The sequence below is a fragment of the Gordonia sp. ABSL11-1 genome (assembly GCF_030315685.1).
Lineage (GTDB): Bacteria > Actinomycetota > Actinomycetes > Mycobacteriales > Mycobacteriaceae > Gordonia.
This window is the reverse complement of sequence record NZ_JASXSI010000013.1, coordinates 1-12,463: the sequence shown is the minus strand read 5'-3', so window position 1 is coordinate 12,463 and position 12,463 is coordinate 1. Positions and strand designations below refer to the sequence as shown.

At 64.1% G+C, this 12,463-nt stretch carries 16 protein-coding genes; 8 read left to right on the top strand and 8 right to left on the bottom strand.

The genetic code is table 11. The features are described from left to right. Window positions 1–66: 66 nt before the first annotated feature. The 5 genes from QSJ19_RS15195 (at window position 67) to QSJ19_RS15180 (ending at window position 4,766) form a co-directional block, all read left to right on the top strand. A complete protein-coding gene (locus QSJ19_RS15195) occupies window positions 67–1,542 on the top strand; it encodes an ADP-ribosylglycohydrolase family protein (RefSeq protein ID WP_286321579.1) in 1,476 nt (491 codons plus the stop codon). A 167-nt stretch (window positions 1,543–1,709) separates the two neighbouring features. Continuing rightward, the gene (locus QSJ19_RS26800) at window positions 1,710–2,045 is read left to right on the top strand and encodes a WXG100 family type VII secretion target (protein ID WP_353507147.1); all 336 of its coding nucleotides are present in this window, start codon (window positions 1,710–1,712) and stop codon (window positions 2,043–2,045) included. A 242-nt stretch (window positions 2,046–2,287) separates the two neighbouring features. Then, a complete protein-coding gene (locus QSJ19_RS15190) occupies window positions 2,288–3,337 on the top strand; it encodes a phage head morphogenesis protein (protein ID WP_286321578.1) in 1,050 nt (349 codons plus the stop codon). Next, entirely contained in the window at window positions 3,334–3,870 is a 537-nt protein-coding gene (locus QSJ19_RS15185; protein WP_286321577.1) for an LpqN/LpqT family lipoprotein, read from the top strand. Before QSJ19_RS15190 ends, QSJ19_RS15185 begins: the two co-directional genes overlap by 4 nt. Window positions 3,871–4,160: 290 nt before the next feature. Then, the gene (locus QSJ19_RS15180) at window positions 4,161–4,766 is read left to right on the top strand and encodes an HD domain-containing protein (RefSeq protein WP_286321575.1); all 606 of its coding nucleotides are present in this window, start codon (window positions 4,161–4,163) and stop codon (window positions 4,764–4,766) included. Between the two features lie 22 nt (window positions 4,767–4,788). Here QSJ19_RS15180 and QSJ19_RS15175 read toward each other — a convergent pair whose 3' ends face one another. Next, on the bottom strand, window positions 4,789–5,397 hold the full coding sequence (locus tag QSJ19_RS15175; protein ID WP_286321574.1) for a TetR/AcrR family transcriptional regulator: 609 nt from the start codon (window positions 5,395–5,397) through the stop codon (window positions 4,789–4,791). A 107-nt stretch (window positions 5,398–5,504) separates the two neighbouring features. Between QSJ19_RS15175 and QSJ19_RS15170 the strand changes: the two genes are divergently transcribed. Then, entirely contained in the window at window positions 5,505–6,158 is a 654-nt protein-coding gene (locus tag QSJ19_RS15170; protein WP_286321572.1) for a hypothetical protein, read from the top strand. A gap of 38 nt (window positions 6,159–6,196) precedes the next feature. Next, entirely contained in the window at window positions 6,197–7,717 is a 1,521-nt protein-coding gene (locus tag QSJ19_RS15165) for an alpha/beta hydrolase (protein ID WP_286321570.1), read from the top strand. A 13-nt stretch (window positions 7,718–7,730) separates the two neighbouring features. On the opposite strand, the gene QSJ19_RS15160 is transcribed toward QSJ19_RS15165, so the two are convergent. The 6 genes from QSJ19_RS15160 to QSJ19_RS15135 all read right to left on the bottom strand — a co-directional run bounded on the left by QSJ19_RS15160 (window position 7,731) and on the right by QSJ19_RS15135 (window position 10,799). Beyond that, window positions 7,731–8,081 carry a DUF2200 domain-containing protein gene (locus QSJ19_RS15160; RefSeq protein WP_286321568.1) on the bottom strand — a complete coding sequence of 117 codons (351 nt, stop codon included), beginning with the start codon at window positions 8,079–8,081 and terminating at the stop codon, window positions 7,731–7,733. Between the two features lie 92 nt (window positions 8,082–8,173). Next, window positions 8,174–8,584, bottom strand: a complete 411-nt coding sequence (locus tag QSJ19_RS15155) for a hypothetical protein (protein WP_286321567.1) — start codon at window positions 8,582–8,584, stop codon at window positions 8,174–8,176. A 108-nt stretch (window positions 8,585–8,692) separates the two neighbouring features. Then, on the bottom strand, window positions 8,693–9,178 hold the full coding sequence (locus tag QSJ19_RS15150; RefSeq protein ID WP_286321566.1) for a hypothetical protein: 486 nt from the start codon (window positions 9,176–9,178) through the stop codon (window positions 8,693–8,695). An 82-nt stretch (window positions 9,179–9,260) separates the two neighbouring features. Continuing rightward, complete coding sequence (locus QSJ19_RS15145) at window positions 9,261–9,869, bottom strand: LppP/LprE family lipoprotein (protein ID WP_286321564.1); 609 nt, start codon at window positions 9,867–9,869, stop codon at window positions 9,261–9,263. A 53-nt stretch (window positions 9,870–9,922) separates the two neighbouring features. After that, complete coding sequence (locus QSJ19_RS15140; RefSeq protein WP_286321562.1) at window positions 9,923–10,342, bottom strand: hypothetical protein; 420 nt, start codon at window positions 10,340–10,342, stop codon at window positions 9,923–9,925. Window positions 10,343–10,376: 34 nt separating this feature from the next. After that, window positions 10,377–10,799: a hypothetical protein gene (locus QSJ19_RS15135; protein ID WP_286321560.1), complete on the bottom strand. Its 423-nt coding sequence runs from the start codon at window positions 10,797–10,799 to the stop codon at window positions 10,377–10,379. Between the two features lie 300 nt (window positions 10,800–11,099). On the opposite strand from QSJ19_RS15135, the gene QSJ19_RS15130 reads away from it, so the two are divergent. Continuing rightward, the gene (locus QSJ19_RS15130; RefSeq protein ID WP_286321559.1) at window positions 11,100–11,639 is read left to right on the top strand and encodes an LppP/LprE family lipoprotein; all 540 of its coding nucleotides are present in this window, start codon (window positions 11,100–11,102) and stop codon (window positions 11,637–11,639) included. A gap of 173 nt (window positions 11,640–11,812) precedes the next feature. Here the strand turns inward: QSJ19_RS15130 and QSJ19_RS15125 are convergent. Beyond that, window positions 11,813–12,463 (bottom strand): HNH endonuclease signature motif containing protein (locus QSJ19_RS15125; RefSeq protein ID WP_286321557.1); only part of this gene is annotated, 651 nt, incomplete at its 5' end.

The following is a 12,463-nucleotide window of genomic DNA, read 5'->3' as shown; positions in this document are numbered from 1 at the left end:
GTCCGACGCGTATCGAAATCGAGCCCGACGCGTATCGAAACCATCCCTCAATCGAAAGGCCCCCGCTTGCCCCAACCACCCCACCTCTCCACCGCCCAACTCGACCGCGCCGCAGGCGTTCTGCTCGCCACCGCCGCGGGCGACGCACTCGGCGTCCCCGACGAGTTCGAGTCCCGCCGATTGTCGTCCGACGAGTCACCGCAGATGCTCGGCGGCGGTCTCGGCGACTTCGAGCCGGGCGAGTGGAGCGACGACACCTCGATGGCGATGGCCATCGCACTGGTCGCGTCGACAGGCGCCGACCTCACCTCCGACGACGCGCTCGACGCGATCGCCGAGAACTTCCTGCGCTGGTACGACGGCAACCCGCCCGATGTCGGCAATCAGACCCGCGCGGTGCTGGGCGCCACCCGCCGTCGACTCGACGTCGGTGAGCGCGGCACCGGCCGAGTGATGCGCGAGGAATCGGAGCGTTTCGCGGACGCCCACCCACGCTCGGCGGGCAACGGTGCGTTGATGCGCACCGCACCGGTGGCATTGGCCCATCTCCACGATCGCGACCGCCTTGCCACAGTCGCACGGCTCGTCGCCTCACTCACACACGCGGATGACCTCGTCGGCAACTCGTGCGTGCTCTGGTGCGAGGCGATCCGGATCGCCGTGCTCGACGGACGCATCGACATCCGCGCCGGCCTCGACCTGATCCCGGCCGACCGTGCCGATCGATGGTCCGCATGGCTCGACGACACAGACGACAGGGCCCCGAACTCGTTCACACCCAACGGCTTCACCGTCACGGCTCTGCAAGCCGCGGCCGCCGCGATCCAGCAGACACCGGTCCCGGAGTCCATCGAGTGTCTACACCTGCAGCACTCCCTCGACACCGCGATCCGCATCGGCAACGACACGGACACCGTCGCGGCGATCGCCGGTGGCCTGCTCGGTGCACGCTGGGGTGCGAGCGCCGAGCCGTGGCGGTGGCGGCGAGCCGTTCACGGATGGCCACACGCAGCGCAGCCCAGCGATGCCCACGACCTCGTCGCCCTCGCGACCCTCACGGTCCGGGGCGGACGACCCGACAGCACGGGATGGCCGACGACCGACAATGTCGACTACCGCGAGCACGCCTTCACCGAAGTCATCCCGCATCCGAACGACGACGGCGTCCTGCTGGGCACCCACGCCACCGCCGATCACCTTGCTGACGCGGTGGTGTCGATGTGCCGGGTCGGCCGACAGCAGACCTGCCTCGCCGGTGCAACCGAGGTCGTCGAGTCGCGCCTCATGGACTCGAACGACCCCGCCGACAATCCGAACCTCGCGTTCGTGCTCGCCGACACCGCAGATGCTGTCCGCGTACTTCGCGCTGAGGGCAAAACGGTTCTGCTGCACTGTGTTGCCGGTCATCAACGCACGCCGAACGTGGCCGTCGCCTACGGTGTGCTGCTGGGCCACGAGGTTGAGGACGTGCAAGCAAACGTACTCGAGGCGATGCCGAGTGCTCGAGGGCGCGGGCTGGTGTGGGATGCGGCGGGTGAGTAACCTGGCGATACGTCCATCGTCGTCTGATCGAATGATTCGCTGTCCGAGATGCCGCCTTTGCGCGTAGCCCATCCCGATCATGAGAATCGGCAGCGCGCCGCCGATGCTAGCGTCGCAATTCAGCAGGGTCTACGGCACCTGCCCTTCGGGTCACAGGGGGATTCCCATTGGGCGAACATGTAAAGGTCGATCCGGCCGACCTTCGGTACGGTGCGCATCAGCTCAACGGCTGGCACGACGATACGAGCCGGGTGTTTGAGTCCGGCCACGAGCAACTCGGTGAAGCTGCGTCGGGGTGGGTAGGTGCATCCGCTGCGGCTCTGGGCGAGAAGTTGGACTCCCTCCGGACGTCCGCGACTGCAGTCACAGCCCGACTGGGAGACCATTCGGCAAGGTTCTCCGCGTCCGCCATCACATACGAAACGGAAGACACATCGTCGGCCAATAGCATCGCCCGGGCTCCTGCTCGCGGGTCTGGTTCCACGGATTATCTGAATCTGTGATCGGGATCGACGACATCGATCGCTGGAATGCCGGCGATATCGAGGCCGTATTCAATATATGTGCCGCGCAGGAGAATCACTGCGAGTCACAGGCGACGCAGCTGAAGAACTTGTCGACCTTCTCGACCTGGGACGGCGATGCTGCCTCCGCCGCACAGCGATCGGTGGGTCGAACGAGAGTAGATCTCAGCTAACACGGCGGCACGATTGGTGCGATCGGGCGGGCTGCAAAGGCTGCCGCCATGAAGGTCCAGGCCATCAAGGATCACCTCCAACGCCTACGCGCCGAGGCGGCAGCCAAGATGTTCACGATCGAGGATGACGGCACTGTCCGATCGATTCTGCAAACCGTGCTGACGGTCGAGGCCGCCGGGGAGCGAGAGGCGGATCGTGCCGCGCTCCAAATGCTCGTCAATCAACTGCTGATCAACGCGGAGGAGGCAGACGATGCCCTGGCTGCAGCCATACGGGCGGCCGATGGAGAGGTCAAGCCCGAGGGCCTCCCGATCGGCGTTTTCGATGGTTCGTACCACGGCAAGTACGGGATGGCGTCACTGGGCATGCCGGAGTACCCGGACGGGTCGCTGACCGAGGCAGAGACTCGGAACTATTACACGGAGGCGGAGAAGCGCCTGAAGGCGCTCAACGAAACTCTTGCAAAATCCGATCTGCCAGTCGATCAACGCGCACGAATAGCGATGGAACTGCGGAACGAGATTCGGACGAAGGCTCGTGACTTGATGGAGAACAGAGTCTTGGCTGCCGAGTTATTCAGGGACGAACCCAACAAGACCATGGACGAGTTGATCGAACGCAAAGCAACCAAGTATCAGATGACTCGTGAGCAGGCACTTGAGGACATCATCCGATCCTCATCCACAAGTCGTGGGTCCGTCAACGAGGCGCTGGGCGTGAATCCGGAGAGCCCGAAGCTTCCCGATCCGAAGGACGTGGAAGCCCGGATGAGCAGCCGCGCCGGCCCCGTTGACGCTGTACCAGAAGCAGGCCGCGGAGCCCTGAGAGTTATTGGAAAAGCTGCGCTCCCGGCCGCCATCGCGTACGAGGCCTATGACGGCTACCACCAGGTCAAGGAAGGAACCGAAACGGTTCCTGAAGCGGCCGGAGCCGGCACTGGCGCCGTTGCCGGGGCGTGGGCGGGTGCAGAGTACGGTGCGATGGTGGGTGTCTACGGGGGACCCGTCGGCGTCGCAGCTGGTGCAGTAATCGGCGGCTTGGCCGGCGGCCTCCTAGGTGGCCGCCTCGGCAAGCAGATGGGAGGACTCCTCGATTGAGCGAGTTCGGAATTTACGAACGCGTGCGCCTGATGTCGGTTTCGATGGCGCGCGTCGTTGATCCTCGGACCATCCCGGGGCGGATACGGCTCGACTTGGATCTGCTGGGGTGGCATGAGGACGGTGACCACCGCGAATCCGGCTACTTGCGACTAGCACTGGCCGACCCGTCAACGACACAGGCGTTCAGGGACAACGTGTTCGTGGCGGTGACCAGGTTTGTCGTCGACTGCGGCATTGATGTCAACGATTGCCTCGACGAGGCGTTCCACGAGGCTCGCCTGTTACCTGGCTGGACTGAGCAGCAAGCCGACAGATACCCGATCTCGGGGCTGAATGATGGAAGCACCATCCAGGCAGGCTCGTTCGTCGACGACAATGTGGGCTGGCTCTTCACAGTGACCAAGTACGTTCTCTACCAGCGTTCGAACGTCGTCTACTTGGTCCAATGCACTGGCACAACGGCTTCCGAGCAAGCCGCGGAACTGTCGTCGCTTATCCGCACAGTCAAATCCGCACATCTGGAAGACTGAGGAACGTCGAATGGTTAAACGCGCAACGTCAGTTCCCGACCTCGAAGCCGCCCTCGCAGCACCGGTTCAGTTCACACCAGATCCTATGGACAGGTCATGGTTTCGCGGCCCGACGAATGGAGCGGTGCTGTATCTCCGGATGGGGAACTTCCCAGACGAACACCTTTACTCTTTGTACCTGGGCCATGGGCGGTGGATGGACTTCACAACTCCGCCAGACACGTGGATCGTGCTCACTGAGGACGGATGGCCCGACACGGCCAGACCTCGCCTTCCGAGAGGCCAGTTTCATGAGTGACGGAGTACTCACCGAATCCGCACTCACCCAAGTCCAGCGTGACGACCTCCTCGCGCGTTGGAGCGAGCCCCAACGGCGTTATCACACCGTGGATCACCTGAAGCAGGTCCTGAGTTCACTCGGCGAACTCGGCCGCGCAGGCGTTACGTTCGAGGCGGTCCCCGTGCGACTGGCCGTGTGGTTTCACGACGCCATCTACGAGATCCCCGGTCCGGACAATGAAAGTCGCTCTGCAAAACTCGCGGAGACGATGCTCGACGGGCAGCCGTTCGCGAAGGAGGTCGCACGTCTGGTCAGAGTCACTGCGTCACACCACGTCCTGCCCGGAGACGCGAACGCGGCCGCGCTGTGTGATGCCGATCTGTCGATCCTCGGTGAATCACCCGCCCGGTACGGCCTGTATCGCCAGCAGGTTCGTGCGGAGTACCAGTCCGTACCCGATGCCCACTTCCGCATCGGCCGCGCGGATGTTCTGCGGCGCTTGCTCGAGAACGACACGCTCTTCCACACCGACGTCGGCCGCGAGCTGTGGGAGACGCAGGCCCGGCGCAACGTGATGACCGAGATCCAGGAGCTCGAACAAACGGTCTCCGAATGATCTGCCGACTCGGAACCTGGCGTCACCCGGACCTCTTCACCACCGAATCCACCGCCGCATACAGCGTTTCCGTCTCGGCGTGCAGAATCGAGTCCTCGACCGGCAGCGCCCGCTCGATCGACAGCCCGTTGCACACGGTCGAGAGAAAACGCGCCTGCGCCGTCGTGTCGCCTTCGCGGAGCGCACCCTCGTTCGCCAGAACGGTGAGCCAGTGCTCGACACGACGTCGCCCTTCGGCCTCCATTGCCAGGTAGGACCGCCGGATGTCGGGTGTCGGATCCGGCACGATGAACGCGTCGAACACTTTGATCCACGCTCGGCGGGCCTCGTCGCCGACCCCGGGAGCAAAGATCTGTCGTAAGCACTGAACGAGTCGATCCCTGGCCGGCACCGACGTGTCATGAATGATCTGATCGTTGGCGGCGACGACGTCGTAGATGGTCGCCAGCACGGCATCGCGCAAGGCCCGTTGCGTCGGAAAGTGATGACGCAGCGAACCCATACTCACCCCGGCACGCGACGCAACGGCCCGCACGCTCAATGTGCTCGACGGGTCCTCGTCGATCATCTCGCACGCCGCGATGATCACCTTGGCCCGTGAGTCGAGGGCCTTCACCTGGTCCTTTGTCATTTCCCTCTCTCACTAGCACGCCGTGCTAGCACAGTGTGCTAGCGTGTGTTCCGTAGCCAACAATACAGCGTGCTAGTCGCTGACGGACCCAGGAGAGGACGACGATCGTGCTGAGCAAATGGCAGCGACAACGAGCGGCACGGCGTGTGCAACCCGGCGACGGATATGGCCTCCAACCGTTCCGGTGGTGGCAACTTCCCGGCCGGGCGCTGTTGTCCCTACCCCTCCCCGACGACACCGCACCCTCTCGCACATACACCGTCGACGTCCGACACTGGCAGAACCAGAGCTCTGGCGACGTCACCGCCGACCTCTACCTCGACGGTCGACATCACGCGTCGTCGAAGCTCCCTGCTCGGTTCCCGGTCGAGGGCGGCACCATCGAGGTCGCCATGAGCGGTTTCGGACTCAAGCGGTGCCACTTCGTCACGACCACCGGCGCCGAGCATCAACTCAGCCCGGATCCGCGATCAGCCGAAGGACGCCGCGCCCGGCTGCAGCACCGACATCCCGCGCTGAGCTCGTCGATCGGCGCCCTCTCCGTCACGCTGCTACTGATCGGAGTCGCTCTGCTCGCCTTGCAGATCGCGGAACCGATCTCGCAGATCCCACCAATCGCCGACTCCCTCGGCATCTTCGTCTCACCGATCGCGTTGCCGGTCTGGCTCAACATCGCACTCGGCGTCGGAGCTGCCATCGCCAGCATGGAGCGCGCCCTTCGACTGCGCTACCACTGGCTCCTCGACGCTGCGGCGAACTGACTGCACCACAACATCTCTGACGAACACGGAGGAACGTCATGTCCTCATCACTGCATCGATTCACGACGTCGGCAGCTCTGCTGTGCAGCATCGTCGCCGTCGCCGGATGCTCATCGATTCCGCAGTCGCCCGACGCTTCTGAGTCCTCGACAGACCGTCGCGAACTCCATTGGGCTGCTTGCCCAGAGGACGTCAGGAAGGGTTCGGGAGAACAGACCCGATTGGAGTGCTCGACGGTGACGGTCCCGCTGGACTATCACGAACCTGACGGCGCTCAGATCGACCTGACAGTCTCCCGACTAGCCAGCACGAACCCCGACACGCGACGCGGCGTCCTGCTGCTGAATCCCGGCGGCCCGGGCGGGGCAGGGCTGGATCAGCCGACGTTCCTCGCCGACCGCGGGCTCCCGCAGCGTGTTCGCGAGACCTACGACCTGATCGGCATGGACACGCGCGGCGTCGGCCATTCGTCCCCGATCAGTTGCGGTTTCACGAACGATCAGGACTACCGCGGCAACATTCCGCCATACGCTGTCGACGATTCAGCGGTCACCGATCAGGCTGATCTCTCGAGAAACATTGCCGCGCACTGTGCTGACCACGACAGATCCGGAGTGATGCCCCACGTGACGACCGCGAACATGGCGCGCGATCTCGACCGTATCCGTGCGGCGCTCGGGGAGGACACCGCCAGTTTCCTCGGCTACTCGTACGGCTCCGGACTCGGAGCAGCGTATGCATCGTTGTTCCCCGACCGCACAGATCGCATCGTGCTCGACAGCAACCTGGGCGACACCCACCTCAACCGTGATGGACTACGACGGTATGCGATCGGCATGGAGCAGACCTTCCCCGATTTCGCTGCGTGGGTGTCCGCTCGGCACGACCGGTATCATCTCGGCAGGACGCCCGATGATGTACGTCGTACCTACCTGCACCTGGCGGATCACCTCGACCAGAACCCTGTCGACGGCATCGACGGCGCTCTGTTTCGACTGAGTACCTTTGTCACGCTCTACAATTCCGGCTCCTACGAGAAAGCCGCAGAGTCGTGGGTGTCGTACGTCAACCCACGACCCACATCCGATGTGCCGCCACCCACCACATCCGACCTGTCACCGAACGACAACGGCTGGAGCGTCTTCCTGGCGGTCACCTGCAACGACATCCAGTGGCCGACCGATGTCGACGTCTACCGGCGCGGCGTGGCCGAGGATCGCGAGCGGTATCCGCTGTTCGGGGCAGCGAGCGCGAACATCAGTCCCTGCGCATTCTGGAAGCGGGAGAACGCGGAACCGCCTGTCCCGGTGAACAGCAGCGGGCCGTCGAACGTACTGATCGTGCAGAACCAGCGCGACCCGGTGACACCGCTACGCGGCGGCCAACTCCTGAACGACAAGTTCGGCGACCGGTCCCGACTGGTGACCATCGACGGCAGCGGTCATGGTGGGTACGTGCTCGGATCCAACCTGTGTGCCGACGATGCGGTCACCCGGTATCTCGTCGACGGGGTGATGCCCGAGCGTGATCTCGCCTGTGAGAGATCGGCGAGGCGATGAGCCGGCTCCCGTGTCACCCCCGCAGGATCGACGTCATCTTCTTCCCCCTGGCGACCTCGTCGACGAGCTTGTCCATGTAGCGGATCTTCTGCATGAGCGGATCCTCGATGTCCTCGATGCGGTGGCCGCAGATGACACCGGTGATGAGTTCGGCGTTCGGGTTGAAGTCGGGTGCCTCGGCGAAGAACGTCTCGAGGTCGGTCTCGTCGGCGAGCACCTTCTCGAGGCCGGCGTCGTCGTACCCGGTGAGCCACGAGATCACCTGGTCGATCTCCTCCTTCGTGTGGCCTTTCCGCTCCGCTTTCGTCACGTAGTGCGGGTAGATGCTGGCGAAGCTGGTCGTGAAGATCCGATGCCCTGCCATTGCCGGCCTCCTTCCTCGGGTGAGGGCGATTCTGCCAGGTCAGATGAGCTCGACCCCGATGACCTCGCCGGGTGGCGCGGCATTCATCTGACCTACTCCCGGGCCGCCGAAACGCCCGCCAGCGTCGTGAAGAAGATGATCAGCGCCATGAAGCATGAGCTCGCGATGAGAATGTTGTTGCCGTTGTCGGCACTGTCGGACCACACGTACACCAGGAGGGTGGTCACCACGGATACGCCGATGATGGTCAGCGCCACTCGACGGATGAGTGCCCGCTGCAGCGGACGCTGAGCCGCAACTCCGATCGTCACCAGATAGCCGAGGGTGGTGAACGCCCCGAGCGCGGTGGTGAACACGACGTTCTGCGGAACGTCTGCGACGAACGGGATCACTGTCAGCAGCACGGTCTGCACAATTCCTGCCAGCGCGAGGATGATCATCATCACTCGATAGATGCTGTCGCGTTCGATACCGTTCGACCCGCGGCCGTCGTTCGTCGTCATGACGCCAGTATCGCCGGGCCGCGCACGCAGGTCCTCGGTGGGCTGATCAGAGGCACCGAGGTCTTATCAGGTTCTTCCTCAGAGGTCAATTGCGCCGACACGCTCCGATCACGGAACGACGATGACCGTCTTGCACGTGTTCGTCGGGATCGACCACAGCGCGTTCCGGTTGACCGCACTCAGTGTGAGTTCGACTCGTCCTTTGCCCGGCTGGTAACGGGGCCATGTGAATCCGTGAGTGCCGGTGTTCGGTGGGCGGGTCGCGGTGGACGAGATGAACGTGCCCCGCTTGCCGTTGTCGAGATGGCGCCAGTCGAAACGAGCGACCGAGTCATAGCCGACACCGAGCCACAGGCTGCTATAGGTGACCATCACATTGGTCCAGCCGTCATAGTGGCCGACGATGACACCCCTCGGCATGAACGGCGTATCGACGATGTTCGGGCTGACACCGAAGCAGTTGTTGATCGGGAACGACCGCTCAGAGGCCGGTGCCGCCGACGCCGCACCCGCTGTACCGACCAAGGATCCGGCCGCGAGTGCGAGCGCGGTGACCGCAGTTGCGAACCGCAGACGAGCAGGTGATCGCTTCATGTATCAGTACCTCCGAGTGCCGGGTGATTCACTGCTGTCCAGATGTGTTCGTTGTGACCGATGTGTACGTTACGTCCTATGGCTAGCACCTGCCTTGGGTTACGCCGTACGGAAGATCTCCGTTCATGACGACTTCGCTTCCGTCCCAGAGGAAAGCAACATCGACGCTGCCCGTCGGGTTTGCACTGATGTCGCCGTCATTGAGATACCGGTACGTGACGTCGACACTGGTTTCTGATGCGCCGTTCACCGTCTGATAGGCGGCGTTGCACTTGATTCCGGTTCCGACAAACCGCCCGTGGTGAAAGAGCAACAGCTGCATGGGCGATGAGGCCGTGGCACCAGCAGTGTCGAGAGTGGCGTAGCTGAGCTCGTTGCACGTGTTGTAGTTCGTGCTGCCCCCATAGACCCAGTGGGACTCCGTCATTGACGGAGGTAAGGGCGGCGCGATCTGTCTCATCGCCGCGGAGATCGCCGCTCGGCCATCGGTGGAGCATGACGTGGAACCGCCTGCGTCGGTGGTGGTCTCGGCCGTGGTCGTGCCAGCTGCGGACGACTGCGACGCGGTCACGGTCACCGTGCTGGTGGCCACTGAAGCAGATTGCTCCCGTTGATCATCTGGGACGCATGCGGCAACGCAGGCGCCGAGGATCACACACGATGCCATCACGGAGATCGTCGCGGCACGCATGTGGCCTCCTCGCACCCGTGGTGTCGGTCGTTGTCGTGTTTCGCCGGTGTCGGTCAGGTGACACGCATCCATCCGATACCAGGGACGATCGTGTTCGCGGCACTGGCAGACGATGTCCGCACGGCCACCGTTCCGGGACCAGTCGTCAGTTCTACGGATGAGCCAGGCGCGGCGCCGTCGGGAATGACGGACGTGCCGGTTCGTCCGGTGGACGTGTTCCACCATGAGACTGTCGCGCCACGCGTGTAGTCGAGGCAGAGCGACCGATTGAAGCTGTTGCACAGCTTGGTCACGGTCACTCTGGCCACGCCCGGACGCGCAGTGCTCGCGGAAAAGGCTTCGTAGCTCACCGGCCACGGGTCACCCGTGAACAGGACCTGTTCGACCTGGAAGTTCACGACGGGCGCGGCTGATGCTTCGGCCGCTGACAAACCTGCCGCCACGACAGCAGCAGACGTGCCGATGAATGCCATGGCGCGGAACGTGTGACGCATCTCGATGCTCCGATCAGACGGTGACAAAGGCCGGTGCGGGGGTGAAGTAGCCTAAATACTCTGGTGCCAAGGGAATCAACCCCGTCCAGCCAGGAAGTCGGCCGTAGACGATGAGGGCGACCGGGCCGGCGCCCGTCGGCAGTACACCCGTGCGATCCACTGTCGGGTAGCGTCCGTCGAGCACACCGGGCACGGCGTTGGGCAACCCGTTCACGCCTGCACCTCCGGTGCGCAGGTTGACCCAACCGACCTGGAGCCGTGACCTTTCAAAGCTGAGATCTCGCTGGATGACGGTCACGGATTGACGCCGGTGATCGATGACTGCATCGACGCGTGTTCCGGGGAATCCGCCGTTGGGGTGCGCGATGTTGATCGTGTCGGCGGTGTCCGCTGAGTGTTTCGTGGTGACCGCAAGCGCGGCGATGTCGTCTGGCACGCCAGCTGACCGTAAGGCAGCGGCCGCGTCGACCAACGGCGCGGCCTGGGCAGGCCCGGTGCCGCACAGCGCGATCATCGTCACGCCGATCACTATGGCGAGTATCCCGGTGACTAGCTTGTGACCGTTCATGATTCTCCGATCGCCGAATGCACGAGACTCATCAGGTCTATCTGAATGGACGCGCGTTCGTTACCTCAGCTAACAAATTCGTCCGGCCGAATGACCCGTGACCCGGTCCAAGTGCGGTAGCGTCCCGCTTGTACCGGACGGTCGGGATTCGATGCACGAGGAGAACTCATGTCGACCCGTCGCCTGCGCTTCACATCAGTGCTCATTGCCGTCGTCGCAGCCGTATTCACCGTCGGTTTCACAGCTCCGGTCACGTCTGCCGCGCCGCCGACCGACCATTCAGTGGCCGGCACCGCGGGTCGTGGGATGTGCCTGGACGTGAACTCGCCGGAGGTGAAACGCGGACTCCGTGCGGTCGGCCCGCCGATTCGAGGCGCGAAGGCTCAGTGGGTGCTTCGTTCGACGTCGATAGATCGCACCCCGAACTGCCCTCCTCTGCTCTGGGCCGCGTTCGACACCTCGCGCGGCACGGCGTCGTCACCGGTGGTGGTCCTGCTGTTCCGGCCGGGCAAGTATCTCGGTGCCACGAACCGACCGACTTCCTACATGACGGTCACGCAGTCCACCCCGGTCAGCGTCACGGTCAAGTACCGCTGGCTGGGCCCGAATGATCCGAACGCTGCGCCGTCGGGCGGTCCGGTGTACTCGACGTTCGTCCAGGTCTTCGACCGTGTGTTCCGATTCGGGGAGTTGCCGCCGGGGGTGTGAGAATCCCTGGCAGCCAAGGAAACCGACACAATCGACGACGGCGGTCGACACACATCCCCGACGACCGAGCATGCGCCGACTGTGCCCGGTTTTTCGCCGAGTGTGCCCGCGGTGGGCCCGCTCGGTGAAGTTTTGGACACGGTCGGCGACTTGTCGTCAGGTCCTGGCTGCGGTCAGTGGCTGCCGGTGACGAGGAGCAGCGCCAGGCGTGCTTCTACTGCCGAGATGGGTGGCGGGATCGTCTCGGTGAGGTGCAGCGTGGGGCGCTGCGGTGGCGGATCGGCCGTGGCTTGTGGTGGTGGGTGGATGCGGGCGCGTGTCTGCTCGAGATGGTGGTCGTAGAGCCCGGCGATGTCGGGGCGTCGATTCATCTGTTCGGGATTGGCCGGGGCGTCGGGAGAACTGTTGCGCCGCCACCAGGTACGCCCGGTGTGGGGGCCGTCGCGGTAGACGCCGGTGGTGAACTGTCCGACCCGGTGCCCGACCATCCGGTTGTGTTTCGGGCAGGCCGGCGTGAGGTCGACGATGTCAGTCGCGCCGCCCTCGGCGAAGTCCAGCGCGGCGTGATGCATCTCGACCTGGGTGGCCGGCTGATCACAGCCAGGCGCTGAGCACACCTCGCCGTCGGGTCGGGCGAACGAGGCCAACCGTTGCCCTTCGGAGGCCAACCGTTTGGCCCGCCCCAGATACAACGGCACCGCGGTGTGCTCGGCGAAGACCGCCAAATACTGCTGGGCGTCGGCAGCCAGTCGAATGACGTCGCCGATCGGCAGCAGCGACCCGGTGGCGGTGGTCGCCACACCAGCTTCGCGTTTCAGATCATC

Bases quoted from the DNA above. Each gene is read 5' to 3' on its own strand.
- QSJ19_RS15155 (WP_286321567.1), bottom strand. From the start codon at position 8,584: ATGACGACGAACGACGGCCGCGGGTCGAACGGTATCGAACGCGACAGC.
- QSJ19_RS15130 (WP_286321559.1), top strand. From the start codon at position 11,100: ATGTCGACCCGTCGCCTGCGCTTCACATCAGTGCTCATTGCCGTCGTC.
- QSJ19_RS15165 (WP_286321570.1), top strand. From the start codon at position 6,197: ATGTCCTCATCACTGCATCGATTCACGACGTCGGCAGCTCTGCTGTGC.
- QSJ19_RS15150 (WP_286321566.1), bottom strand. From the start codon at position 9,178: ATGAAGCGATCACCTGCTCGTCTGCGGTTCGCAACTGCGGTCACCGCG.
- QSJ19_RS15145 (WP_286321564.1), bottom strand. From the start codon at position 9,869: ATGCGTGCCGCGACGATCTCCGTGATGGCATCGTGTGTGATCCTCGGC.
- QSJ19_RS15160 (WP_286321568.1), bottom strand. From the start codon at position 8,081: ATGGCAGGGCATCGGATCTTCACGACCAGCTTCGCCAGCATCTACCCG.
- QSJ19_RS15190 (WP_286321578.1), top strand. From the start codon at position 2,288: ATGAAGGTCCAGGCCATCAAGGATCACCTCCAACGCCTACGCGCCGAG.
- QSJ19_RS15175 (WP_286321574.1), bottom strand. From the start codon at position 5,397: ATGACAAAGGACCAGGTGAAGGCCCTCGACTCACGGGCCAAGGTGATC.
- QSJ19_RS15180 (WP_286321575.1), top strand. From the start codon at position 4,161: ATGAGTGACGGAGTACTCACCGAATCCGCACTCACCCAAGTCCAGCGT.
- QSJ19_RS15140 (WP_286321562.1), bottom strand. From the start codon at position 10,342: ATGGCATTCATCGGCACGTCTGCTGCTGTCGTGGCGGCAGGTTTGTCA.